Below are 26,871 nucleotides of genomic sequence, written 5' to 3'. Positions count from 1 at the left end.
TCACAAATTTAAAACTCCTGATGCATAAATGATTTATTAATTTAAAAGTGTTTAGAGTAAAGTACATAAGCTTACATCAATTTTATTGTGGTAAGCAAGAAGGCGGAGTATTTGAACATATTGCGGAAACTTCAAGGTTATTATGCAAAACATTTTACATTAAAAGCAATTATGGTTATAATATAGAAGAGAAAGAGGTGAGTATGAGAATAGCTGTTTTGACCAGCGGTGGGGACAGTCAGGGTATGAATACCTGCATAAATGTACTTGCAAAAATAGCAAGTTTTAATAAAAATATTGAGTTTTGGGGTGTGAGCCACGGATTTCAAGGACTTATTGATGATGAGTTCAGCCGTATTGATTATGCGATATTCAGAAATGTCAGTCATGTCGGAGGAACGGTTTTGAAGTCGTCACGAAGCCGTAAGTTTACCACTGTGGCAGGTCTTAAGGCTTCAGTTGAAAATATTAAAAAGCACAAGATTGATGTGCTGATTGTGATAGGGGGCGACGGGTCGTTTAGAGGACTGACCGCTCTTAATGATGAAGGAATTAAAACGGTGGCAATTCCTGCCACGGTTGACAATGACTTATATTATACCGATAATGCTCTTGGGTTTGACAGCGCAGTTAATGTGGCGGTGAATGCTATTGAAAGCATAAGTCAAACGATGTCGTCGCTTGACAGGGCATGCGTGGTAGAGGTTATGGGCAGATTTTGCGGTTCAATTGCGCTTTTTTCGGCCTCCACCTGCGCGTGCGAGGTTGTTGCCACCAACGAGCATCCGCTCAGTGAAGAGGAGATTGTGGCACGGGTTAAAAAGGCCATATCTCTTGGAATTACAAGCCCGCTGGTGATTGTGAGTGAGCACCTTTATGATATTTTTAAGCTTGCTGCCGAAATTGAATTTCACACCAAAAAAGAAACTAAGGCCAATGTTCTTGGATACATTCAACGGGGCGGATCACCTTCTCCCAAAGACCGTCTGCTTGCCATGCAGTTTGCTGTGCGAGCGATGGAGCTCATTGAAAAGGGCGAGTTTAACAGGGCAGTGGGCGTAAAAGACAACAAAATTATTGATGTTGATATGAAAACAGCCAACCACAGCAAGACCAACTTTGATGAGGCGTTGCTACGGTTGTTTGAAAAACTTAACACATAAAAACGGTGTATGCATCGCCATATAGGGTCTGCGTGCGTCAATTCCACTTGGTCATGTATTTCTTATACACTCTCTTCGTGTGCTTGTCGCCTGCTAACCCCATATAATGCGCCTACACCGTTTCTAATTGTCTATAACTAATGGGTTAATATTAAAAACCCTGCGACCCTTTTGTGAAAATAAAAGTAATAAAGTTTTTTTAAATGGTTTTATGAATGAAAGCAAGGCCGCAGAACTTATTTTGAAGCACTTTCTATAACAAGCTGGTCAAAATCTATAACCTCTGCAAAATCGCTCTGACCAAAGCTTGTGATGTTAAACTCCAGAAAATGATTGAGGTGCTTGGTCAAAATTATAGGTGTGCCGATATGCAGTTTGTAGGCAATAGCCTCAAGATAGGCCTGAAATTTGTCAGGGTCATAATCACCTGCAACTTCAAGCATAGTATCTTTCTTTATCTTTTGATTGAGCATAATTTTTGCCCAGATGCGCATATGTCACCGCCTTTTTGTTCTTGAAGTATAGCACAAACAAGCCTAAAACCAAAACGATTTTGATTTTAAGTTTATTTTTATCCGTTTAAAAAATTAGGTAATTTTTGTCCGTCTGCTGAATATACTAGTGTTACTTATAAAAATGCAGAGAAATAAAGATTTTTTTGAAAGAAACGCCCAAAAATAACCTTTGATAACTTTTTAAAAACAGTTGACATTGATGCAGAATAAGTATATAATATTGCATATAATTAAAGACGGGCACAAAGTTTGTGGCATCTCCCGAGACTTGATTATGTGTAGTCAGCAAGACCGCACATTATTTTTTTAGGAGAGCCTTTGAGGTTTCTTTAATTATAGGGCATTATTAAAAGCAAAACAAGGAGGGCTTTGAGATGGCAAAAGAAGTATATTTGACCAAGGATGGTTATACGCAGCTGCAAGAAAGATTGGAGTATCTGAAGGGCACTGCAAGAGGAGAGGTGGCAAAACAAATAGGAATTGCCAGGGACTTTGGAGACTTGAGCGAAAATAGTGAATATGACGCAGCAAAGGAGGCTCAAGGAAAAATTGAGGCAGAGATTGCCGAAATTGAAGAAAAACTCAGAGTGGCAAAAGTCATCAACGAAAAAAATGTTAAGACCGACAAGGTAACAGCAGGTTGTTTTGTTAAGGTTAAAGATTTAGATTATAACGACACATTTGAATACAGAATTGTGGGCAGCACCGAGAGTGACCCTGCCGGCGGACTTATATCAAATGAAAGTCCGGTGGGGCAGGCATTGCTCGGCAAAAAAGAGGGCGATATTATTGAAGTTACGTTACCGGAAAATAATATTACTATCAGACTTAAAATTATAGGTATACGTGCATAAGAAAACTCAAAGAGTTTTCTTGCGTAAAACTAAAAAAGCGGGGCATGAGCCCTGCTTTTTTTGTTGTGTGAAAGAAAAGAAATTTTATTGGTTGTCATAAATTTCAGCGACTACTTCGCCGAGCTCTTCTATAAGTGAGGGGGTTACGTTTTCTTTACGTATGGCTGTTATTGCCCGGCATACGGTTTCGGTTGCTTTATTGTCTTGCGTAGAAGAATTTTGAAGTATATAGATTGAAAGACGTTCGGCAATACGTGCCCAATCGCCGGGCGCGAAAAATATGCCCAGCTCCATTATCATTTTGCGGGTCTGGCCCATCTGCATAAGCTGTATAATCTGTTTTTCAAGATTTATGTCTATTGCCATAGCTGCCTCCTAAGCGGGGATGCCCCCGCAGGCGATTGTTTGTAGTTTGGTAACGTATCAGTAATTTTATAAATTTAGTATAACATAATAAAGTATGTTTTGTAAAGCAAACCCCAATAATAGTATGACAAAGACTTCCGGCTTTTATAAATTTTTGGTGAACTTATAGGATTTTTTAATATTTGTTTACATGTCGTTTCATTTGTAAAAGACTGTAATTTATGTTACAATATATTTGTGAAAGAAGAGATTTTTGATATTATAGGTCATATGCCTCAATATGCCGAACTGAAAGGGCTCAAAAAGAATCAAAAGCTTACTCATGCATATATGCTGATGAGTCATGACAGTCTGCTTTTGAGTGAGTTTGCAAAGCTGTTTGCAAAGCTTGTTATGTGTGAGGGTAGCAGTGCACCATGTGATAAGTGTGTCAGCTGTCAGAAGAATAATTTAGGCTCTCATCCTGATTTGTGTATTTTGCCTAAGGAAGACAAATATTCGGTGTCTACGGTTGAGTGGCTCAGCCATAACAGTAATTTGGTTCCGTTAGAGGGCGCAAACAAGGTATATATTCTTGATAAGTTTGACACTGCAGGCACTGCTGTTCAAAACAAGCTTCTTAAGCTTTTAGAAACTCCGCTGCCCAGCGTAACATTTATTTTATGCGTGTCAAATGAGCGAACGGTGCTGCCTACAATTCATTCGAGATGTAAAAGAATAAGATTAAATCAACTTTCAGAAGGGGATATAAAAAAGTATCTGAATAAGACTGTCCCTAATGCTAAGGATATTGACACCATATCAAAGTTTTGCGGAGGCAACTTGCAGCGGGCTATTGATTTTATAAGCGTAGGCTACATGCAAAACTATAATCTGGTTCTGGATACTTTAAGTAGCCTAAAAAGCAGCGGTACAATGCTGTTACTCTCGAGTAAGCTCAATGAAAAAAAAGAGCAGATAGAAAATATTATAGAAATCTTTGAGACGGTTTTACGGGAAGTAATACTTCTTAGGCTTAACAAAAAAGAGCTGATGCAAAGCCGCGATGCGCGCATAGAAGAAATAGCAAAAATGATAACTGCACCTATGGCTGACCTGATAATTCGAAGACTATATCTGATTAAGCGGCAGTTGTCGCTAAATTGCAGCCCAACCGGCGTGATAGATAATTTATTGCTGTATATTTTGGAGGTAGAACATACATGAATTTTGATGTGATAGGCGTAAGATTTAAAAACGCCGGCAAGGTATATAATTTTAACCCTAACAGGCTGGACCTTAAAATAGGTGATGGCGTTGTTGTCGGCACCAGCAATGGTGACGAGTATGCAATTGTTGCCACAAACATAATAAAGCTGACTGACAAGGAAATTAAGTCACCACTTAAAAATGTTTTGAGAAAGGCTACAACGGAAGACGAAATGAAGTATCAGAGTAATCTTGAAAAGGCCGAGGACGCACTTAAGGCCGCCAGAGAACTGATAATAAAGCACAAGCTGGATATGAAGCTTGTTGATGCTGAGTTTGCTTTTGACGGCAGCAAAGTTGTTATTAGTTTTGTGTCAGACAACAGGGTGGACTTCAGGGACTTGGTAAAGGATCTTGCTATAAGGTTAAAGACCAGAATTGAGCTGCGCCAGATTGGCATAAGAGATCAGGCACGCACGGTTGGGGCTATTGGTATATGTGGGTTGGAGTGCTGCTGTTCAAAGTTTTTAAACAGCTTTGATAAGGTATCTATTAAGATGGCAAAAAATCAAAACCTGTCGCTTAATCCCACCAAAATAAGTGGAATGTGCGGAAGGCTTATGTGCTGTCTTGATTATGAAAACGATTATTATCAGCAAATGCTCTCAAAAATGCCCAAGGTTAACAGCGAAGTTATTACTCCAGACGGCAAAGGCACAGTAAGCTTTTTGGATCTCTTCAGAGAAAAAATCACCGCTCGTGTTGAGAGCAGTGACGGAGTTTATAGTTATAAAGACTATGCACTTGCGGATATAAAATTTAAAAAGGGCGGCAACCATGAGTGAGCATATCTATGATTTGGGGTGTAAGGGGTATAAAATAATTCAGGATAAGCTCGGTTATGCTTTCACCACTGACAGTGTGCTGCTTGCAAACTTCGTAAAGCTCGGGTATAGCGACGAAGCCATTGAGTTGTGTTCGGGAAGCGGGGTTATAAGTGTTTTAGCATACGCTAAAAATGGCCCTAAGAAGATTGTAGGCGTTGAGATAGAAGAGCGACTTTGTGATATGGCAAACCGAACGAGTGAGATTAACGGCCTTGTGGGAAAAGTGGATTTTGTAAATATAAGTCTGCAAGAAGCACCGAATTATTTTAAAAAAGAATTTGCTGCGGTGATTTGTAATCCTCCGTATAACAAAAATAATCAGCAAAACTTAAGCGCCGAAGTGGCCGCTGCGCGTCATGAAGTTAAAATGAGTCTGGAAGAACTAATGATAAGCACCGCTAAGCTTTTGAAGTTTGGCGGAAAGTTTTATTTAATTCATAGAGCCGATAGGATAGACGAAATTTTTGTGACGCTTATGAAATATAATCTTAATCCCAAGGTGCTGCAGATTGTGCAGCCCAAAAAAGATAAAGAAGCGCATCTTATTATGATTGAAGCCGTCAAAGGCGCTAAATTTGGGGTAAGGGTGCGAGCCCCCATTGTTATTGATGAAATGTAACAAAAGGCATACATGCTCTTTTTACCAAGGCTTCGACCATTATGTGGTCTGCAGAAGGGTTCAGTGATATGTATACATAACCTTAAGAATAAAGAAAAAAGTAGGGAATATAAACCCTGCTTTTTAAAATGTCACTTTAGAACTCGACATAGTCGGCATGAAGTTACCTCTTGTTTTTTAGTTAAATTCCGGTGCTATCAGTATTCCTTCAAATTGCGGCAATAGTTCGGGTGCGGTGCTTTTCATTATAAAACGCAAAGCATCGTCTTCTGTCATCTGAATATTTTTTTCTTCATCACTTTTAAATATTTCAAAAGTATTGCCACAAGATGTTTTGCTGCCATCGTTTAATAAAGCTAATATGAAAGAGTCATTTTGGTCGCTATAATAGTAATAACATCTTCCCCAATTGTCAACAATTTGAATAAAATCATGATGGTTTTCCCCAATGTCTTTGTATAAATAACCATCGACTTTCAGGTTTTCCGTATTAGTTCTGTTATTAAGATGGGATACCCATATATTACCATCATTTGGCAGCCACGTATAACCATTTTGGTCAACATTTTTTTGTGCATTTTTAAATGCTGACAAAAATAATGGTTGTAATTTTTTTTGTAATTCTCTTATTTTTTCTTCCATTTGTTTTCTCCATTTAGTTTCTTGACTAATTATATCACTTGCTTGCATTTTGTCAAGCCCGAAGTTTTATCGGGCTCACATCACCCTGCAAATCAGACAGCTTACAACTACGGCTGCAAGGGAAGCAAGAAGTGCCACGGGGATAGCATAGGATAGTTTTTTTATACTAGTGCCCGAAAAATAAAGCGTGGAGATATAGAAGACTGTATCGCTACTGCTGATTATTACGCTGGCAGCCCTGCCTACAAAACTATCTGTGCCGTATTGAGTGTAGATATCGCTCAAAAGTGCCAGAGCTCCGCTGCCGCTGAAGGGTTTAAGAAGTACCAATTCCACAAGCTCTTTGGGTATACCCATAAAACCGAATATAGGAGCAAGTCCGGTTGACAAAAGTCCGCTCAGGCCGCTCACACGCATAATCTGCACCATCATTATAATGGCCACAAGATAGGGAAAGATATCTATTACCAGCGGAATAGCACCCTTGGTGCCATTTATAAAGCTTTGATAGGTATTTACTTTTTTTATGCGGGCGTAAATAAATATAAATATAAACAGAACGGGAAGGATATAAATGCTCATTTTTTCCTCCCTTTAGCAAAAATAATCACTAAAAGAACACCGATAACGGTTGAAGTTACGGTGGCTATTATGCTTGGCAGAATTATGTCGCTGGGGGACACGCTACCGGCGGCTGCCCGCAGTCCCATTACAGTTGTAGGTAAAATCTGCAGAGAAGTGGCATTTAGAACAAAAAACATTATCATAGCTTTTGTGGCAACCCCGTTGCCGTCATCCATACCTTTCATGGCTTTTATTCCCAAAGGTGTTGCAGCGCCGCCCATACCAAGCATATTTGCGGATATGTTCATACATACAAATTCCTGTGTTTTGGAGTCGAGCTTTCCAAAAAGCTTGAAAGAAATAGGGGAGAGTACCTTTGATAGCTTTGTCGTCATTCCGCTATCCTCCATAATCTGAAGCAAGCCCATCCACACGGCATAGACCGAAATAAGCGTAAGACACAGCTGCACAGCCGTGCCGCTGCCACTAAGAAGTGCCGGAAGCAATTTATCGGGTCCTGTAAACAGCAGCCATACGAAGCTGACCAGCATAAGGAAAAACCAGATTTTGTTCATATTAAAATATATGCAAGTGTGTGGACAAGTTATGTGAGGGTGTTGCATTTAAGTCTATAAACTTAAGGCAGCTGTAATACCCTGCTGCTCATACGCTTCATTGGCCCAAACATATATGCAACAATTCTTTTGAAAGAAAAAGGCGGTGTAAAATTTTTATGCTCTCACATTTTTAATAACTGCGCCGGTAAAATCTGTGGATAAAAAGATGCGGAGATATTTAAAGTTGTTTGAAAAAAAGTAAATTTGTGTTAGAATACAAGCATGTTGATAGACAGTCATTGCCATTTGAATGACCCAAAATTTGATGAGGATTATAATACGGTTGCCGGTAGCCTGAAGGAAAATGGGCTGAGGTTTATTATTTGCAACAGTGAGGATATAAAAACTTCTGAAAAAGCAATTGAAATAGCAAGTGCATATAACGAGATTTTTGCTGCCATCGGGTTTCATCCGCACAATGCAAAAGACTTTAAAGATGAATACGCAGAGTTTTTTAAGACAAACTCAAAAAACCCAAAGGTTGTTGCAATCGGCGAGATTGGGCTGGATTATTATTATGACCTCAGCCCGCGGGACATTCAAAAGGAAGTACTTAAAAAGCAGCTTAAGATAGCTCACGAGGCGGAGCTTCCGGTGATTTTCCATTTGAGGGACGCCAAGGAAGATTTTTTGAAGATATTAGAAGAGAATAGGCACTTGCTGACTAACGGAGGTGTGGTACATAGTTTTAGTGACGATATAGAGACTGCTAAAAGGATTATGGCACTGGGGCTTTTTATTGGCATCAACGGAACGGTTACGTTTAAGAATTTTAAGCGAGATGACGTAATTGCAGCACTGCCGCTTGATAGAATTTTGCTTGAAACTGACAGCCCATATCTTAGCCCCGAACCTTATAGGGGGCACCGAAATGAGCCTAAAAACGTCAGGCTTGTTGCTGAAGCAATAGCTAGGATTAAAAACATAGCTGCGTGCGAAGTGATAGAGCAGACAGGCAAAAATGTTCTGGCGGTGTTTTTTAAGATGAAAGGAGCGAAATGATAGAAGGGTTTAAATTTAAAAAGAAGTTTGGGCAGAATTTTATATTTGACAAAAACCTGATAGCAAGCATACTTGATAAGGGCGGACTTGATGATAGTCTGCCTATTTTGGAAATCGGCGCCGGTGCCGGAACTATGACACAGGAGTTGTGCGAAAGAGCGCCTAAGGTGGTGGCATATGAGATTGACGCCGAACTGAAGCCTGTTTTAGATGGTCTCAGGCTTAAAAACCTCACTATAAAATATCAGGATATTTTAGACGTGCCTCTAAACGTAATCGAAAAGGATTTTGATGAGTATAATCTGGTGGCAAACCTTCCGTATTATATAACTACTCCCATTATATTCAAGTTCTTGGAGTCAAAAAAGCTGAAAACTATGTATATTATGGTGCAAAAAGAGGTTGGATACAGGCTGTCGGCCAAAGCGGGAGAGAAGGAATATGGAATTCCGTCAGTGCTGGTTGATTGTATAGGCAACGCCAAAGTTACCAAGGAAATTTCTAAAACAAATTTTAAACCTGTTCCCAAGGTTGACTCGTGCATGGTCAAAATTGATATTAAGCGTGATAAGTATAATGTTGATTTCAAAGCATTTTCGGCTTTTGTGCAGCGTTCTCTTGCTATGCGGCGTAAAACCCTGATAAACAACCTCACTCACAACGGAGGTTTTGACAAAGACAGCGTCAAATGCGCTTATGCACACATGAGCCTTAAAGATAGCGTCAGAGGCGAAGAGCTGAATACCGGTCAGTTTGTGAGGCTGTTTGAGTATCTGAAAACAAAAAAACAGATGTGATTTTAAACATCTGTTTTTTATTTTTGTTATTGACCGCCTTGCGGGAGAGTAGTATCTTTTTTGTTTTTTTGTCATATATATATAAGGCAGGATTTTATATTCATGACAGCTATGCCTTATTAAGATTTGAAATACCGCCTTAATGCATATTACGACAAAATTGGTTGGTATTTTTTATAAACCGGCATGATGAAGGGTTTTTGTTTTTTGCAAGCGGTGTTATAATTTCAATTGGGTATTTAATAATTTTTAAAAGGGGAAAAAAGATGTTTAAACGCACTATAATTTTAAATTCACTGACAAAGGGCGATACCAGAAAAGCGGTGCTTAATTTAAATGGGGGAGAGGTGCTCAGCGGAGAAGTGAAGCTGTTTAACTTTGGTGACATTGGCAAGCTTGCCGTAGGTATTTATGACCGAGACGATGTTATAAAGATACCACTTGAGTTTAAGGGGGGTGTCTGCAGTTTTAAAACAAATAAGTATGTAAATCTCGATGAAAAGCTCACATGCGCGCTGGTTGATCTTACGCACTCAAGGTATCCCGAAGTGATTTTGGGCGGGATTACAACCCAGAGCGACTATGGCTTTGTTGAGGCTGCATTTTTAGAAAATGTCAATAATGAAGAGCTTTATGAAACCGAGAGCAAAGAGGAACTTGAAAAGCTTATTGACAGAGAAATTTATGATGACCAGAGCTGCGACAGCTGTGCCGAATGTAAATATAAAAAGGCATTTTATGAAGAGCCACAAAGTGCACAAACCGCAGAAGAGTCTGAAAAAGATTTTCAAGGAAAGGACGCGGAGGATGAGGAAAACCTCGAAAGCTTTAACGCAAAAACGGCATGGTGCTTTGAAACTTTTGACACAGCAGTGTGCTCAAACGAACCTTTAAAGGGCATAATCAAAAAGGATGAGGCAAGGGAAGAAAAAGAGGCTGCGGGCTTTTTGGATCAAATAAAGGGGCAAATTGACGATATGTTTGAAAAACATTCTAAGGATGAAGAGCTTGAAGCCCTGATTGAGGGGTCAAAATGGATACGTGTAAATTATGAGCAAGATGACAGTTTTTATGTGCTGGGTTTGATTTTTCAAAACGAAGAGGTTAAGTATATTGCTTATGGCCTCTCAAGTGACAGCAAGAGTACTCCGCCTGCTGACCTTCGCGAATATGCTCAGTGGCTGCCCGTTACTGATGATCCGATAGGGCGGGGTTATTGGGTGGTTTATCAGGATGCTTTGAGCGGCGAAAATATCAGTATGGAAGAGGTGGTATAAACAAGCTGGGCATATATTCTCTTCATCAGGGCTTCAACCACTTTGTGGTCTACGGAATTATTCAGAGGCATATATGCATAGCTGTAAGAAGTGGGGAAAATGCGAATTATTTAAACATTGAAGAGAAAATCATGTTTAACCTCGTTATACTTAGTTTATAAAAAGAAAAGCCGCATTTACGGTTTTCTTTTTACTTGGATTTTAATCGTAAGGCAAAATCTTTGAGTATTCTTGTTGCTTTTGTCGCACTGTTAAAAGCCAAGTAACAGGCTGCCGGCAAATCATAATGACAATAGGGATATTTCATTTGACTTTTGTGCTATTTTTTGTTATATTTAGTGCAATAATCTTTATTAAAAAGGGCTTTATATGAAAAAGAAATTAGTATTTTTGGCGGCAATGTGTTTGACTGTGGTTATGGCATTTGCCGGCTGTGGAATAGCACTTAGCGGCGGTCCGGGGGCAAATGACCCGATTTACGGCAATGGCTCGCTTGCAGTACGAAAGGGCGAATGGCTCTATTTTGTTAATGCATTTAAGAGCTATGAAACTGTGAATGTAAACGGAAATAAATTCGGAGACGAAAAGCTTTCCGGGATTTATCGAACTAAACTCAACGCAAACGGTCTGGTTGAAACTGACGATGATGGCATGCCTGTTGGAGCGGAGCTTGTGGTTCCGCAGATAGCGGGTTATGAAAACGGCGGGATATACATTTTTGGAGATTATATATATTATAGTACTCCAAAAACTTTAAACGACAAAACCGGTGTAGCTCAAAGAGGGTTATATAGCTTTGAACGGGTTAAGCTTGACGGAACAGAGCACAAGACATTATACTTTGCTGATAATGTTTCAAGCAACTTTCAGGTAGTCTATCAGCAGGTGGGTGAGTTTGTATATATTATAATAAGAAACGGCACCGAAGTACGGTCAGTTGAAGTGGGTCTTAAAAATGACAAGGTTTATAACCGTATTCTGGCTCAGGATGTGGTGTCGGTGGCGTTTAGCCAAAGCGACAAAAATACAAGCTCTTTTGAACAATATGTTTATTACACCAAGACTGCCACAATAGCAGATAACGGATTTGATGGATATCAGATAATGCGTTCCAAGTTTGACGGCTCGGTTAAAGACGATGTAATAAGATCTGTTACCGACAATCTTACTCTTAATAATGTTAAAAACAGCAGAATATATTATGAATTCGGCAGCAAGCTCTATTCAACTACTAATTTTGTTACAAGTCATCAGTATGCCAGCAGCGGAACCGATAAAATTACACCGTATTTTGTGCTGGGTGACCAGAATGGTGTAAACAGAGGAATAGTTACTAACTATGAGAGCAAGCTTGTGAGGTTTGTGAGCACCAGCCAATATTATATTATAGAAAACAGTGTTTCTGAAATTTTGACAGTTGTGGGTGAGTTTGTTTATTTCAAGCAAAGCGGCAGCGAACAAGTTTTTCGCATCAGGTTTGACGGCAGCGGGGCAAAAGAAGTTGTTATAAATTCTATAAGTCTTCAAATCAACTCCAAAAACTACTTTGACTGCGACGGCGAATATATCTTCTATTTTAATACTGTAGAAAACTCTAATCAGTTGTTTAGTTACTTGCATATGATAAAGATAGGCGCGCAGAATGAAGAGAGTGAACTGTTTTCAAAATTTATAGGAGTGCTCGACGAGACCGATGTAAAAGTTGAAGAATAAAAGCATACAAAAAATCATCTGCATAAATACAGATGGTTTTTTTGTGGGTTAGAGAGGCTGTTTTGTGGATATAATCAGACGGAGGTAATTATGCGAAAAACAGGTGTAACCCTAATGGAAATAAAACAGCAGATAACTATGCTCAAGGGTAAAGATGTTGACATGCAGGTGAACAGAGGTCGCAAGAAGATAGAAAACTATAGCGGGGTGATAGATAATATCTATCCCTCGGTGTTTACTGTCAAGCTTGCGGGGCGGGTGATGGGGGATATGGCGACTTATTCATACAGTGATGTGCTTTGCGGAGATGTAAAGATAAATGAGCCGCAGGTCTAATAAGGCTTATAGATAAGTCTGCTTAGTTTGCATTGTATGCTTTTTTGAGAAGAGGGGAAGTTTCCCTTCTTATTTAGTTTGTTGTAATAATTTGGGGCCTAGCTTAATATCATGTATTAAGTTGATTTTAAGGGGGTTCTGAAATGTCACAGACGGGTGAAGGTTTTAAGGTATGTACGAAAAAGAGAGTGGGTAGCAATCAGATTAAGGTGTCGGCCACAAGCGACACACAAGAGAAGGAGATAGCCAAAGTGCTGGGGGTTAATGCCCAGCCTCATGTTGTTTCGACAGAGGTTTTAAATGCCGAGGCAAAGGCTGACATGAGCGTGAGTTTTATGGCTTTGGTATGTTTTGCCGACGGTAGTTTTGGGAGTGTTAAGGGGCAGAGTAATATCAGGTGCAGCATAGAAAATGCTATGCTCAGACCCGGACAGACGGCAAGCTTTTTGACGCAGGCTGTAGATATAACGGCCGCCGTCTCTCACAGCGAGCTGATTTTTGGCGCTGTTTTAAACAGTGAGGTCTATATGATAGATGCCGATATCAGCGTTAAGAGTATTGTTGTGGATGACGACATATATACTAAAGAAAGCGATATTGAAATAAACAGCTATAAACAAACTGTAACCCACAAAGGTAACATATCCTTTGAAGAGCCGAAGGACAGCAAGTTTAAAGCGTTGCTTTTTGCCAACCATCAGGTATACCTAAAAAACACTGTGCCAAATAATGATTATTTAAGTGTGACCGGAGGTGTTGTTGTAAGCGCGGTTTATGAGTGTGAGGACGGCGTTTTAAAGAGCTTTATAAAAAATGTAGACTTCAGCGAAGAGATTGAAGCGGTGGGACTTTGCCGTGAGCATATCATTCAGACGCGAACGGTTGCAAGCGGCAGTGCAAATGTAAATAATGTTGACGGTGAGGGCGGCGGAGTGCTATATTTTGAGGTGCCGTATGCTTTGACGGCGGATATATATGACCAGAGCCGCAGAGAGTGTATTGTGGATGCTTATTCGGTTGACAAAGAAGTTAATTTGACCACTTCCTCGTTTGAACAGACGCAGGTGTTTGCCGGCAAAAGTGCCGAAGAGAGTGTTGTGGCAAGCTTCAGTGTGCCCGAAGATAAGCCTAGGATAGAAAAGATATTGTCAGTAACCGGCGGCGGGATAAATATTACCAATGCACTTACTAAGAATGGCGAGGTTGTTACGGAGGGTATTGCGGGTATTAATATTGTATACTTCAGCGAGGATGATGACGGAAATAATGTTTTAAATGCTATGACGGTTGATGTGCCTTTTTCAGCTTTGCTTAGCGTGCCTGAAGCTCAGGAAGGTGACAATGTGCAGGCACAGGTTGTGATGGGCGAGATAACTCTCAAAAACCGCAAGGGCCGCGAGCTTGAAGTGATAGCTGATATAAAGGTAAACTACAACCTTGACAGACAAGTTTTAAGTGCTGTTGCCACCGACATAAGCTTTGGAGACGCCAAATCTGAGCGCAACTTTGCACTTGAAATTTTTGTGGCAAGAGAAAACCAGACCATTTGGGATATTGCAAAGCATTTGAACATTTCAACCGAAGAACTGCTTGAACAGAATGCCGAGCTTACACTGCCGATTGCTGTGGGCGACAAGGTAGTGTGCTATCATAAACGTAAAACAGATTTTTAAGTGAATAACTTAAAACAAAAAAACCCAATCTTTGGGTTTTTTCTGTTTTTTGATGTGTTATAATTTTGCCGAAAAAATCGTGTTGGGTTACTTTACTGTTTAATAATAATTTGATTTTGACGTAAAACAAATATTGCCGGCGGCATCTCCGCCGCTGCCAAATCCCAAATAGATTACAACGCCGAGTAATATAAATAATACAGTAAGGATAAGGAATTTTTTCATATTGATAATATTTACAGAAAAACTGTTTTTCAGACGGAGGTTTTTGTTTTTTTAGTTGGTAGTTTGGCGGGTTTTGGTCGGGAACTGACAAATTGTTTAAGAAGATGAATAATCAATATTTTTTTTGCGCATTACTACCTTAACTTTAAGGAGGGAAAAATGAAAAGATACATTGCTATTTTATGTGTGAGTCTGGTGTTGGTGATGGGCCTTGGGTTTAGTTTTACGTTAATTTTGCCAAAAGAGAGTGATAATATAGTCTATACGGCTACGGTCTCACAAAACAAGGAGATTCAGCAGAGGCTGAAAGATTTGGGGTATTATAAAGCGGCCGTAGACGGGGTTATAGGTCCGAAGTCAATTGCCGCAATAAAAGCCTTTCAAAAAGACAATGGTCTTGTTGTTGACGGAATTGTGGGCAGCAAAACTGCAGCGGCGCTCAAAATAAGTTCGCCGACACAGAATTCGGGGGATTTAAATCTTCTCGCTAAGTGTGTATACGCCGAAGCGCGCGGAGAGCCTTATACGGGTCAGGTAGCTGTAGCTGCGGTAATTCTTAACAGAGTGAAAAATGCGAACTTTCCAAACAGTATTTCGGGCGTGATTTATCAGCCGTGGGCATTTACTTGTGTAAACGACGGACAGATAAATTTTCAGCCTAATCAAACTGCTTATAACGCAGCAAGGGACGCTATGAACGGCTGGGACCCATCATATGGCTCAATATATTACTATAACCCGGCGACAGCCACCAGCAAATGGATATATTCAAGACAGACTATAGTTAGGATAGGCAAACATGTGTTTGCAAAGTAGGAGGTGAAATATGGAAGAGACAAAAACAAAAAAGACAGGTAAGGGTGCCAAAATTGCGCTTGCCATTGTCAGCAGTATATTGGGGCTTGCTGTAATCGGCATGGGGATAGGGCTATATTTTACTACTAATGGGCTCACTCAGCAGAGCATGAGTCTTGAAGGGGTTTATCAGCGGTCATTTTATGACCTAGTTGAAAATGTGAACTCTCTTGAAAACGAAGTGAGCAAGCTTATGGTCACTAAAAATGAGGACAGTCAGCACAAATCACTGCTGACAATAAAACAGCAGTCGGCTGATGCCAGCTCAAACCTGAGCAGATTGCCGTTTAGCAGCAATATGATAAATCAGACCGAAGGGTTTATAAACCAGCTCAACGGATATTTTACATCGCTTTTAAAGCGTCAGGGAGGCATACCGGATGATCAGTATGATGTAATATATGACATTTATGACAGCATTACCAAGGTTCAGGGAGAGCTGAACAAGGTGTCCTACAAGCTTTCAAACGGTTACAGAATAATGGATAACCTTGACGGTTCGGTCGAAGTTGACGGTTTTTCGCTCAACTTTGCCGGAATTAGCAGCGACAGCATAGAATATCCTTCGATGATTTATGACGGTCCTTTTTCTGAAAGTATGCTTAAAAAAGAAATTAGAGGTATACCCAACACCGAAACATCTGAAGGGGATGCTAGAGAGTTTGTAAAAGAGGTGTTTGACATCAGCAAAAACTCGCAGATAGAATATTTAGGTGAAACCAACGGAAACTTTAAGACCTATGACTATAAGATAAACACCAACCAAAACGATTATTATGTGCAAGTAACCAAGAAAGGTAAATTCTTGCTTACAGTCAGTGCGGACGCTCAGACCGGAGCTGCCAAAATTGACAGCGAAGAAGCTTTGAAGCGTGCGCTTGGTATGGTTGAAAAGCTTGGAATAAAGGACATGCAGCGTGTGTGGTCGGCTGAGGCTGATGGCATAGCATATATCAATCTAGCACCGGTAATTGATGATATTACAATTTATCCTGACCTGATTAAGGTTAAGGTAGACATGGTAACAGGCAATGTTATGGGTTATGAAGCCAGCAGTTATGCTAACAATCACACCAACCGAAAGCTCCCCGAACCCAAAAATACCAAAGAGCAGGCCCAAAGCCAGGTCAGTGACAAGCTTGAAATAAAGAACGACAGACTGTGTGTAATTCCGCTTGAGTCTGGCGGCGAAACAATGGCCTATGAATTTGAGGCTGAGGCAAACGGACACACATATTATGTATATATTGATGCGGGCACCAACGAGCAGATAAGAATTATGAGGGTAATTAAAACCACTCAGGGAAATCTTATTTTATAGTATGGGCATATGAGCATATTAAGCAAAAAGGGGCATAGGCCCTTTTTTTGCGCTTAAAGCTCCTTTTTTCTCTAACTATGGGTTAAGAGCAATCCCATAGTTAAGTGATTCAACAGGTCTTATTGCCGCGTCTTTTTAAGCTTCCCTTGCAATGACGGCTAATAATGGTAGTCGAGCAAAGCCATTTTTGCAGTAACAAATGGCGGCGAAATATGTCATTTTGCATAATATTTTACAAAAATACGATATTCTTCGAGTTTGGACTTTACATAAGACGTGTGATATGTTATTATTTAAAATAAGTATTTTCTTTTGTTTTTGAAACAGCATATAAGAAAATGCATTGGAGGAGATATGACACAACAAGATATACAGAGAAATAAGCTGCTGAGGCTCGGAATTTTTGAGCTGAGAAATATGGCGCGCGACCTTGGTGTACGCTCACCCACGACGCTGACTAAAGAAGTTATGATAGAGGAAATGCTGCGTATCATAAGGGGCGAGGCCGATCCTTATACTCCGCTGAGCAAGCGAGGCAGACCGCCTAAGAGCAATTATAAAGAAAACGTATACAGCACCGAAATAATTGGTGTAAGCATGTTGAGAGAGAGCAGGGTGAGCCTTGACAATATTGACTCAGGCAGTGATGTTGAAGTTATGGGATTTGTTGACAACAGAGGTGAAGAGGCTTATGTGCGGGGCGGCGGCGGAAATTTTTATAATCTCAAACAAATTTGCCGGATATCAAATGAGCAGCTTTTGCGTCACGGTCTGGGCTTAGGAGACTTCATACGCGGCATGGCAAAGTCAAGCCCGATGGCTGATATGCCGATTGTGATTAAGGTTGAGGAAATAAACGGAAAGGCTCCAACTGAACATAATCCCAACACTTTTGATGAGTTGGAGATAAAGCCATTGTCAAAGCCTTTGCAGCTGTCAAAGCTTGTTGCCAAAATAGGGACGAGAGCGATAGGTTTTTATCAAAAAGTGGATGATACGTTTGTTCAATTTATGCAAGAGATTGACAGAAAAAGTGAATTTGTTAAAATATTTATTGGCATAGACTGCTTTCCCGAAGAAATTGTTATGTGTAAGGCTTTTGAAAATACCGAATGTTTTTATACTACTGCTGAGCAAAATCCAAGTGAACATCTGAGATTGATTGATTTTGTAATAAGCAGAGCAAAGAGCCTTGCATGTGAAAATAAAGATGTTTTGCTTGTTGTTAATGGAATAGACAGAGTTGTTCGAAGTCAGAATTTGGAAGCAGGCAGACATATATATGATATAGGTTCATTCAGCATCAGCAAAAAACTGCTGGCAGTAGCACGTCAGCTTGAAGGGGGCAGTGTTACAGTGCTGGCGCTTTGCTTGCAAAAAGAAAATAATGAGTTTTTGACTGCTATAAAAGAGGGACTTGAGACAATGGTAAGTAATACCGTCACTATCAATTAAAAATATGTGAGAACAAAAAAAAAGAGTGGCACGACACGGGCATATTGCGCTGGTTGTGATTACGGGACATAGAAACTTAATTCTACATATCTCCAAACACTCTACAAATATTATACTCATAAAAAATGTTAAGTCAATATTTTTGCAATAAAAAAACATATCACATTTGTGATATGTTTTTTGTTGAAGAGATTATCTTACTTTCATGCGGGTTCGTAGCTTGATGATGACTATTGTCAGTGCCACTGCCGCCAGACACCCTAATACGATTACGATTATTGCAATTGTGTTAAGAGGTTCAAGTCTGGTTACCTTAAAGCTTGAAAGTATGTTTCCGCTGTCACTTACCAACTGAACATAATATTCGCCCGTACGGTTGATGGATATAGTGGTTATGATGTTTGTCAGGGTTTCTTCGTTGATTTCTTCAATTCTAAATTCGTTAAATGTTTTGTTGTTGCTGTCATAGGTCAAAATCTTTATATACGCCTTTCCGATTTGGTTATAGATTGCAGCAGAGTTGTATGAAATTGTAATCGTGCCTTTTGTTGCTTCTCCGCTTTGGGGATCGGTGGTTATAATCGGAACAGCATTACTTATGAAGAATCCAAACTCATAGAGTTTTGGAGCAAGCAGGTCGTTATATTTTACTGATGCCATAACTCTGTATTGTCCGTTGGTAAAAGTTCCGATGTCAGCTGATACAAACCAATTTTTGATTATATAGGCGTCAAGCTGCGTAAGAGTTGCCCCGGGGTTGCCTATTTGTTCTTTTTTGATTTGGTTGGTGATATCTACGCCGTCTTTTACAATACGCACAATCTCAAAGCCTGTCATTTCATTAAACTCATACGCCAGCCTTGCCGAAGTTTTTTCGAGGATGGTGAAGTTGTATACTGCTGTTCGCAGCCTCTTTTCTTCGGGTGTTCCTGTTGATTGTTTTGAGTCGGCGTTTATGCTTACCTGATATCTTCCGCTCTGTTCAAACACATAACCGTTTACAGTGTTGTCTTTGGTCACCTGAATGGGCTGACCGTTGAGGAGCACTATAACCTCTGGAGTGGTGTAGTAGTTTTGGAAGGTCGGGTCGAGTTTAAGCGTTACTGTACTGTTAAAGGTCATGTAGCTTATAGGTGTTTGATTAACCATTGTTTCGCCGTCTATATCTTTATAATCTACGTTGAATATTACTCTGTCTAAAATCACCAGACTGAAGAAAGAGTTTGGAATAGCGCTTGCGTTTTTGAATACCTGTGAGTTACCTGCCATATCCACAAAGTTGATTATATGCCGTCCCGTGCCCTGAATTTTGCTAGTGCTATAATTGGTTGGAGCAGGGGTTTGAAGCGTGCCATTGGCGTTGATTGGCATGGTGCCCGAGCCGGTGCTGCTGCTTGTGCCAAAAGTATATTTTAGGTTCACTATATTGCCGGCTCTATACCATACGTTGCTGCTTCCGGCCGAGGTGTTCCACCTGATGGTAGTAGAGCTGTCTTCGTTTACGTTGTTTTTATAAAGTATCTTTTCATAGGCATTTCCAAGTGAACTAAATGATGAGTTGGGTTCAAAGTATCCAAAGCTGGTAACCAAGTTTTCGGTTGCCGGGACCTCGGTTACTGCGATAACTTTTGAGTATATTGGGTCATCCGTTCCATAAATCAGATAAATGTATGTGATATATGTGCTGTTTACGGGGTTTATCATTCCTTCGTCAAAAGCATCGTTGAAGAATCTAAATTCTGCTATCTCTAGGTTTTTGGAGGCATCCAGCTTGACTTCGGCAGCCCTTGTATTGAAGCTGCTGCCTCTCAGCACAAAGTATTGGTCAATTATGGTGTTTGCTGAGTTGAACTTGTTTATGAGAGTGCCTCGAAGAGTGAGATCCGTATATTGTGTGTTGCCTGACTGAAGTCGGGTTTTGATTTCGGTTACAATCGAGTTGCTGCCTCCTCCTGATATAGGTCTTGTCAGGTCAAGCTTTACGGGTGAGGGCATAAGCTCAACTTCGCTACCATCAGTCTTAGTTACACTATAGAAAGCACTGTCTCCTTCTCTGATTATAAATCTGATCTGACGTGAGTTTCCGAATGTGTCATTAATAAGGGTTACGGTGTATATTCCGGGAAGGGTTACGACATATCCGTTGTAAGCCGGTACCGGCGCTCCTATTTTGTCACCGGCCAAAGTCCATTGTTCAAGCTCCAAAACAGGAGAATACTTTCCGTTTGCACTAAATTCAGGTAGCTCAATGCGCACAGGAGTAGAGGTTGTTATGGTGCTGCCTGCGGGTTTGTTTTCGGTAAGCAGCGTAAGCAGGTCGCGGTCGCGCAGGTTGATTGCCGGAAGCTCGTTGTAAATGGTAATGGTTGTAGACAAGCTTTCAACTAGATTTCCGCCTTTGTCATAATATTTTATGGTATAAATTTCCTTTCCGCCGATTGTCTCGTCAGCGAGATAGTAGCCTGTGTTAATCGGGGTAGCCGGCAACACAAAGCTCTTATACGCACTGTTGATGGTTGAGATTGCGTCACCATTGCTGCTGGTAAAAAAGTCTATGCCGTTTCGCTGAACTATTATACTGCTGAAAATCAGCGGCTGATAGTTTACTGTAACAGGGTGGCCCATAAACCAATTTCCGCCTTCACTTACTCTGCTGCCTGCAACGGGAATATATCTGCTGTTGTTGTCTACGTCGTCAATGCCGGGGTTTATGATATATTCATAAGGAGTAGAGGTGAAGTTGTCGGTATAAACAATTCGGTATGTGCCCACATCTACATCAAAGGTGGCAGCAAGGCCGTTTGGAATGTCCTCAAATTCTTCGGTTGAGGGGTCGCCGTCATCGGGTATGCTGTCAAAGTATTTGATGAGATTGCTATATGTGCCCGACACTGAGTTGTAACCATATATAGCGATTGTCATGGGGTAGGTGGTTATATTCGGGTCGGAAGAGTCTTTTTTAGGAAATATCAGCCGCTTCATTGAGGAGCTTGTAATACTCAGAACTTCGGGTGGCGGCAACTTAGCATATTGCACAATAATATTTATTGTCTTTTGAGTTGCAACAAAACCTGTTGTGCTTGAAGAGAGCATGAACTTGCTGTTTGAAGCAATTGCCATGAAAGCATTGTTAAATTGATTTAGATATTTTATGCTTTCACTGTTTTGGTTTTTGGGGTCATATGGTGTAATTGCGACATTATTTATGAGTATGGTTTCGGTGTTCATATTTTGAAGTGACACATGAGCCCAGCCAAGCTTCGCCTTATAGTCGGTGACATTCAGGGTTCTATAGATTGTCGGGTCGGCTATTGCATTATTAAATGGCTGCGGCGGATTGGTGCCGTCAGACGCCACCAGCTCAAAAAGGTTAAAGTTTTGTGCTCCGTCGCCTATATATATAGTGTAGGCTCTGTAGTTTCCGGCAAGGTCGCGCTCGATTATTTCATAGAAGCCGCTTATTTCGACTGCAGTGGCGGTAGAGGTATATTTAAGCGCTGCCATAACTGCTGCTCTGAAGGTTGTTCCGTTTACGGCAAACCCGAGATTGTCGTTCATGTTTACAAATCTGCTGCCGTCACGCATAACCGCGATATATCCGTCGCTGAGGTAGGTGTAGGGGTTAAACTGCAGATAGTTTAGTCCGGAAGTATAGAGAGGGTTGTCGGGCGTCAAAGATGCGTTTGCGCTGGCTCCGGAGTTTGCGTCATATTTGTTATACTTTCTTACATAGAAGGTTTTGAGGGCATCGGATGCGTTGTAATTCATTGCGTATGAATTTTGAATTCCGAAGGAGTAATCATATATAATCGGACGTCCTGCTTGCCCCTGAGTTTGGTCAAGCCCCGGCAGTTGGTTTTCATTTGCAAAGGTTGACAGCAGATAGGTAGTGTCGCTGCTGCCATAATAGCCTGAGCTCACCAAATAAGAATCTGTCGAAAGTAGGTTGCTTATATTGTTAGTGGGTTTGGTTCGGTCTATCTGAAGGGTATAAGTGTTGTTTACAAAGTTGCCGAAGCCATGGTTGAGTTCGCCCAATTTTGCATATCGCAGCTCAATTGTATATATACACTCATATTCAATGTTAAACTGCATTGTATAGCTATATTGATAATATATTGTGCCATTTTTGGTGTCATAGAAGGTATTGGTTGCTATTCGGGCTATTTTAAATGACACCAGATATGACGGTGATATAATTCCGTTATATCCCAAAAGTTCACCGTTTGGCCGTGTAGCCAATAGGGCTTCAATATTGATATCCGAAAGGTTAAAGGTTTCAGTTACAGCGCTTTTGTTGCTGCTTACGTTTACCTGAGCTACTTTGGCAGTATACGGGTCAGCCGGATCCTGCCAGCTCATGGTTACTGCTGCTTCACCGTGCTTTGCGTTGGTGGCAAAGGTATGACCGTCGTTGTCTAAGCTCTCGGTAAGCGTATATTTTGAACCGCTGTTTGGAGCTACCTCAAAGGTAGCTGTGGGCCTTGAATGAACAATCCTGAATGCAAACACAATCTTTTTGGGATTTACGTTTGTGATAGTTTCCCAGCCATTGTTTATACGGTCGGTGTAACCGGTGTTGTCGGTTATGGTGATGGTATAAAGTCCTTCTTCACTGAATGTGGGAAGCGCCGAGGCGTTGCCCGGGGCAGAGTAGTATACGTTGTTTTCAGCAAAGTTTAGGATGTTATAGAGCGAGGAGTTTCGGTTAAACAGTGTTTCCTGACTCATAGCAGATGCGTTGGGGCTGGTATACAAAATATTTACGTCCAGACGGCTGAACGCGTATGCCGATGATATACGCGGAGAGTTGTAGTATTTAAATGCAGGAATCATAAGCTGCACGGGCATTTTGTTTGTCGACAAAATAATGGGGTTGCCCTGACGGTCGACCTCGCCTGTTGTTCGGAAGAAGTTTTTAAAGGTATAAGGATTGGAGGTTTCTGCCCCCAGAATAATTGAAATATTGTCGCCCACTTCACGCAAGTTGCCGTTGTATGTTGATGATATTATTCCGTTTTGGTCAACATAAACGGTGTAAGTCCTGGTTTGGATATCAAGTCCGTAGCCGCTGGGGCTATATGCGTAGGTTCTGCTAAACACATATTTTCCGGGCAATGTCTGCGCCACAGACGGATTATTTCCGTTGTCAACATAATATACTAAAAAGTTTTGAGCAGTTGGTGCAGGAATTTGAGTGGGGTCGTTGGGTATAGCATAGTCAAGTACATCGGTTCTGCTTTCAAGCGCCACCGAAGAAAAGGGGTAGCTTGATGCAGCGTTGTAGTCAAAGGGGTAGTAGTCATAAGAGACTTGTTCAATGTGAGTTGCTGCACCCGGAGCGGGCTGCTTAAACAGGAATTTTAGCAGATTAAGGTTGGTACCTGTTTTGGTCGGAATATATTTGTTGTTTGTTAGGTTGTCTTCGTTTGAATATGCCCAATATTGGCCTTGAGCCTGATCCATATTCATCTGAACTTCATAGTTACTGGTTATGTCGCGGCCAAGCGAAATGATTTTGTTGTTGTTAGGAAATATTTTGAAGTTATATCGGTATTCGCCATAAAATTCAGTTCCGGTTTGCGGCGGCGGCGGATAAATGGTTATCATAGAATTTCCGACCGGCAAAGTTTTTATTTGACCTTCGCTGCCGACATCTGTGCTGCTCTCACTAGTGTCGGTGGATTGATATTCAATTTTGTTGATAGCAACCGACAAATATGAGGAGGTTGCGCTGTCAAAAGCAGTGTCAGGCTTAAAAAAGCTTGTATTCTGAAGCTTTCCTACGCTGTTTGCACCGCTGAGACCCAGCAGGTTATAGGTTATGCCGTTTATAGTATATTCCATGCTGGAAGGGGCAGTGCTCGTTATTTCAATGACTTTATGTGTTCCGAATATAAGCTTGGTTTCTTCATTTACAAAGTTGGGCATACCTGTTGAAGGAACGTATACAGTATCGCTGTTATCTTTTTGAATAACCATAGCTCGGGTTTTGTCAAGCATGACCATGCGCCAGAAATTGTTTCCGGCATAGTCCTCTACATAAAAGAGGTATACGCCGTTTGCCGACACAAAATTGTCACTGTTTACGATATTGCTGCCTTTGCTATTTTTGTATGCTACCGGTTCTATAGAGGTAGTCTGATATCCGTTTGCCACCATATAATCAGTGCCGTTGGAAGCAAGCAACGCCTCAGGTGTAGCTCCGAAGTTTTCAAATGGCAGTCTGTAGGCCGTAACGTTTGAAGAAAGGCCGTCTGGTTCATACTGTGCCCATAGCTTTTCGTTCCAATCAAGAGAGAAGGCGGAGTTTATTAAGGCTTGCAAATCAACGGCGCGTCCGCTTGTCAACTGCGAAACCCACAAAGGGTCAAAGGTGTTTTCTTTTACGTAGTTGGTGTCGTTGTATTGCACAGTCTTTAGTTCTACCGCGCTGAAGTTTGAATTGTCAACTATATAGCGCACGGTATAGGTTGTTCTGCTTGCGCCGTATGTAATGTTTACGTATACAAAGCCATAGGTATCTTTAGAGTAGGTGTAATCGAGTACGCTGCCCTGATTTCGGACATAATAATTGTAATCTGTGCCGCCTATATTTACTGTGGTGTCAATGCCGCTGGTTTCGGTCTTTTTATAAAGAGTTTGGCTGTTGGGGTTGGTATTTAGGTTAAAGGCGTTATAAATTTGCCCCTGCACAGATACAGGCGCAAAGAAAGTATAGGTGTAGGTAGGCAACAGAATTCTAAGGTCTTGGTTGGTATATTTTGTTGTCATTGTAGTCGCAACTCTGGTGCTGCTTGGGCCGTCGCTTATTGCCTGCACCAAAATCTGAGGCGGGGTGTTGTTGATTTCAAACACAAAAAACTGCGTGCCGCTTACACCCAAGGGTGGAACTGCCGCTATGTTAAGTGAAGAGCTTAGAGTATAGTTTATTTGAACAAGATAAATGCCTTCTTGCGTAAATGTTGCGCCCGAGTAGTATGTCTGTCCGCCCAAAAGAGCAGAGGGGTTGTTCAGCGCCATGAGCGCCTGTTCTTTGGCGGTGTAGGTGGAATTGTCGGTGTATGTCCAGAATTGAGAGCCCGAGCCTAGCGTGCCGTAAAACTCAAACCTTATCGGAGCCTGATTTGTAACAGGAATATCTCTGGCGGTGTTGATTGTGGGGGTTGAAGCAAAAATATGGTTGTCGCCTGCGGCACCAGAAAAGTATGAATAGATATTGCTTGTCTGCATATTTACGGCATAAGCGTTGGCCTGTGTGTAATTATTTTTAAGCTCGGTGTAGGCCTTTGGATTAACACCTTGGTTATAGTAATCGGCAACAAAACCAAAGATACTAAGGTATCTGGTCTTTAGACTTGTTATTGATTCTGAGATTTCTGCTATAATATAATTGTTTGAAGAGCCTTCAATTAAATACTGTATATTAAGTGTATAATCACCGAAACTTTGTGGGTTAAACTCTGCGTAATAATCCACAACTATATAAGTTAGCGGGTCACCTAAGTCAATAGTAGAGTAGTCGTCAGTAATGATATATGTTGACGGGTTGTTTTTGTCTATGGGGGTGCCTCCGTCAGCAGGAATGATAGGGAAGTAGCGTTTGTATGTATAAATCTTCTGGTTTCCGCTCAGCTGAATTTCACCGGTGGGTGTCGCTGAAGTTCTTGGTTGAGTGGCAGCAACGCCCGAAGGGTTGGAATTGGTTTTGATAAACTGAGAAAAAGTGTAATCTGTGCTTGAGGTTATGCTGTTGCTGGACTTCTTAGAAAGCGTAAAACTTGGCGCAAACTTGGTTGCGTCAAAGCCCATGGTGGGGGTGGTATCTTGATTAAAGTTGTAAACGTAATAGTTTGAACTCCCTACTTTGTCGGCCCCATAAACTTGGGGAGAAAAGGCGGTGTAAATGTCTTCATTGATTATGTTAAACTGAAATTTATAATTTGTTGTGCCCGATACACCGTTTGGATAGGAATAAGCATATGAGAAGTTAAAGGTATATGTTCCTATACGCTCGTGCGGCAAAAGCGGATCTGACCCAAATTGTGTCTTTTTAAGCATATCTGTTCCGGTATCGAAAGTGCCAGACGGGCTGATAATACTGCCTATTTCATGCAAAGAAATGTCATATTCAAAATATTGATAAGGAATAGTAGCACCTTGGCTGGTGGTTGTATAGCCGGTGGTGACAGCGGTGCTGAGGTCAAGCTCTGTGCTACCCACAAATCCGGTAACGGTCAGTTGAGTTACCTTGACAGAATAGTTTGCATCATCGCTTCCAAACCTTATGCTAACATTTGAGTTATAAGGATCAAGAGGGCCATGAGGATTAAGTTCGGGATTGGTTTCGTCGGTAGGTTCGGTTGCCAGAGGTATATGTACGGGGTCCGAGACGGTGTTGGTCGTGGCGTTATAGTTGTTTGGCTGCACATAATATCCGTTTGGATTGGCAGGAGGGCCCTGATCGTAGTTTGCGTTATGCAAATAAAACGCATAAGGCAGATTTATAGGGTTCTGCGCAGTGCCGTAGTTTATATATTGCCATGCCGCTGCTTCGCTGGTCACAGCCTCTGATGTTCCGTATCCAGCCGTAGCGGATGGGTTCCTTTGAACATTAATGTCAACAAATAGCGCTGAACATAGCGCCATTATCACACCCACAAAAATTGTTGAAACCCAGACTTTTTTTATTGTTTTCATAAAATACTCCTCTGTTTTGGTCCCCATCATGGTTAGTATTTGTATATAATATATAATTATATATAATATATCATATTAAGGCACAAAACAGCAAACAAAAAA

The 26,871-nt window shown here is 41.0% G+C and carries 20 protein-coding genes; 14 read left to right on the top strand and 6 right to left on the bottom strand.

The window, feature by feature from the left end:
• Positions 1–203 precede the first annotated feature (203 nt).
• Positions 204–1,163, top strand: coding sequence for an ATP-dependent 6-phosphofructokinase (locus tag LBN07_04250; protein ID MDR0850659.1), 960 nt, complete (start codon positions 204–206; stop codon positions 1,161–1,163).
• A gap of 236 nt (positions 1,164–1,399) precedes the next feature.
• Here LBN07_04250 and LBN07_04245 read toward each other — a convergent pair whose 3' ends face one another.
• Positions 1,400–1,657: a hypothetical protein gene (locus LBN07_04245; protein ID MDR0850658.1), complete on the bottom strand. Its 258-nt coding sequence runs from the start codon at positions 1,655–1,657 to the stop codon at positions 1,400–1,402.
• A 395-nt stretch (positions 1,658–2,052) separates the two neighbouring features.
• On the opposite strand from LBN07_04245, the gene greA reads away from it, so the two are divergent.
• Positions 2,053–2,532, top strand: a complete 480-nt coding sequence (gene greA / locus LBN07_04240; GenBank protein ID MDR0850657.1) for a transcription elongation factor GreA — start codon at positions 2,053–2,055, stop codon at positions 2,530–2,532.
• Positions 2,533–2,616: 84 nt separating this feature from the next.
• Here greA and LBN07_04235 read toward each other — a convergent pair whose 3' ends face one another.
• Positions 2,617–2,898: a hypothetical protein gene (locus tag LBN07_04235; GenBank protein ID MDR0850656.1), complete on the bottom strand. Its 282-nt coding sequence runs from the start codon at positions 2,896–2,898 to the stop codon at positions 2,617–2,619.
• Between the two features lie 237 nt (positions 2,899–3,135).
• Here LBN07_04235 and LBN07_04230 point away from each other — a divergent pair, with 237 nt between their 5' ends.
• Genes LBN07_04230 through LBN07_04220 form a run of 3 tightly spaced genes read left to right on the top strand, consistent with a single transcriptional unit; the run spans position 3,136 to position 5,592 of the window.
• The gene (locus tag LBN07_04230; protein MDR0850655.1) at positions 3,136–4,104 is read left to right on the top strand and encodes a hypothetical protein; all 969 of its coding nucleotides are present in this window, start codon (positions 3,136–3,138) and stop codon (positions 4,102–4,104) included.
• Complete coding sequence (locus tag LBN07_04225) at positions 4,101–4,931, top strand: stage 0 sporulation family protein (GenBank protein ID MDR0850654.1); 831 nt, start codon at positions 4,101–4,103, stop codon at positions 4,929–4,931. Before LBN07_04230 ends, LBN07_04225 begins: the two co-directional genes overlap by 4 nt.
• On the top strand, positions 4,924–5,592 hold the full coding sequence (locus tag LBN07_04220) for a methyltransferase (protein ID MDR0850653.1): 669 nt from the start codon (positions 4,924–4,926) through the stop codon (positions 5,590–5,592). The genes LBN07_04225 and LBN07_04220 overlap by 8 nt, the downstream gene beginning before the upstream one ends.
• A 177-nt stretch (positions 5,593–5,769) precedes the next feature.
• Here LBN07_04220 and LBN07_04215 read toward each other — a convergent pair whose 3' ends face one another.
• The 3 genes from LBN07_04215 to LBN07_04205 all read right to left on the bottom strand — a co-directional run bounded on the left by LBN07_04215 (position 5,770) and on the right by LBN07_04205 (position 7,373).
• A complete protein-coding gene (locus tag LBN07_04215; GenBank protein MDR0850652.1) occupies positions 5,770–6,234 on the bottom strand; it encodes a hypothetical protein in 465 nt (154 codons plus the stop codon).
• 75 nt (positions 6,235–6,309) lie between these two features.
• The gene (locus LBN07_04210; protein MDR0850651.1) at positions 6,310–6,816 is read right to left on the bottom strand and encodes a spore maturation protein; all 507 of its coding nucleotides are present in this window, start codon (positions 6,814–6,816) and stop codon (positions 6,310–6,312) included.
• Positions 6,813–7,373 (bottom strand): spore maturation protein, encoded by a 561-nt coding sequence (locus LBN07_04205; GenBank protein MDR0850650.1) that lies wholly within the window; start codon positions 7,371–7,373, stop codon positions 6,813–6,815. Before LBN07_04205 ends, LBN07_04210 begins: the two co-directional genes overlap by 4 nt.
• A gap of 264 nt (positions 7,374–7,637) precedes the next feature.
• Between LBN07_04205 and LBN07_04200 the strand changes: the two genes are divergently transcribed.
• From LBN07_04200 to LBN07_04160, 9 genes are all read left to right on the top strand, one after another.
• The gene (locus tag LBN07_04200; protein ID MDR0850649.1) at positions 7,638–8,417 is read left to right on the top strand and encodes a TatD family hydrolase; all 780 of its coding nucleotides are present in this window, start codon (positions 7,638–7,640) and stop codon (positions 8,415–8,417) included.
• Positions 8,414–9,214, top strand: coding sequence for a 16S rRNA (adenine(1518)-N(6)/adenine(1519)-N(6))-dimethyltransferase RsmA (gene rsmA, locus LBN07_04195; GenBank protein ID MDR0850648.1), 801 nt, complete (start codon positions 8,414–8,416; stop codon positions 9,212–9,214). The genes LBN07_04200 and rsmA overlap by 4 nt, the downstream gene beginning before the upstream one ends.
• 266 nt (positions 9,215–9,480) lie before the next feature.
• The gene (locus LBN07_04190) at positions 9,481–10,491 is read left to right on the top strand and encodes a hypothetical protein (protein ID MDR0850647.1); all 1,011 of its coding nucleotides are present in this window, start codon (positions 9,481–9,483) and stop codon (positions 10,489–10,491) included.
• Between the two features lie 369 nt (positions 10,492–10,860).
• A complete protein-coding gene (locus LBN07_04185) occupies positions 10,861–12,204 on the top strand; it encodes a DUF5050 domain-containing protein (GenBank protein ID MDR0850646.1) in 1,344 nt (447 codons plus the stop codon).
• A gap of 90 nt (positions 12,205–12,294) precedes the next feature.
• Positions 12,295–12,540 carry a Veg family protein gene (locus tag LBN07_04180; GenBank protein MDR0850645.1) on the top strand — a complete coding sequence of 82 codons (246 nt, stop codon included), beginning with the start codon at positions 12,295–12,297 and terminating at the stop codon, positions 12,538–12,540.
• Positions 12,541–12,683: 143 nt separating this feature from the next.
• Positions 12,684–14,213 (top strand): DUF3794 domain-containing protein, encoded by a 1,530-nt coding sequence (locus LBN07_04175; protein MDR0850644.1) that lies wholly within the window; start codon positions 12,684–12,686, stop codon positions 14,211–14,213.
• 384 nt (positions 14,214–14,597) lie between these two features.
• On the top strand, positions 14,598–15,254 hold the full coding sequence (gene sleB, locus LBN07_04170) for a spore cortex-lytic enzyme (protein ID MDR0850643.1): 657 nt from the start codon (positions 14,598–14,600) through the stop codon (positions 15,252–15,254).
• 10 nt (positions 15,255–15,264) lie between these two features.
• Positions 15,265–16,614, top strand: a complete 1,350-nt coding sequence (locus LBN07_04165) for a germination protein YpeB (GenBank protein MDR0850642.1) — start codon at positions 15,265–15,267, stop codon at positions 16,612–16,614.
• A 354-nt stretch (positions 16,615–16,968) separates the two neighbouring features.
• A complete protein-coding gene (locus tag LBN07_04160) occupies positions 16,969–18,069 on the top strand; it encodes a hypothetical protein (protein ID MDR0850641.1) in 1,101 nt (366 codons plus the stop codon).
• A gap of 192 nt (positions 18,070–18,261) precedes the next feature.
• Here the strand turns inward: LBN07_04160 and LBN07_04155 are convergent, their stop codons facing one another.
• Positions 18,262–26,769: a hypothetical protein gene (locus tag LBN07_04155; protein ID MDR0850640.1), complete on the bottom strand. Its 8,508-nt coding sequence runs from the start codon at positions 26,767–26,769 to the stop codon at positions 18,262–18,264.
• Between the last annotated feature and the right edge of the window lie 102 nt (positions 26,770–26,871).

It is taken from the genome of Christensenellaceae bacterium, from assembly GCA_031260975.1.
In the GTDB taxonomy this organism is placed as follows: Bacteria; Bacillota; Clostridia; order Christensenellales; family UBA1242; genus JAISKJ01.
This window is presented reverse-complemented; position numbering and strand designations above follow the sequence as displayed.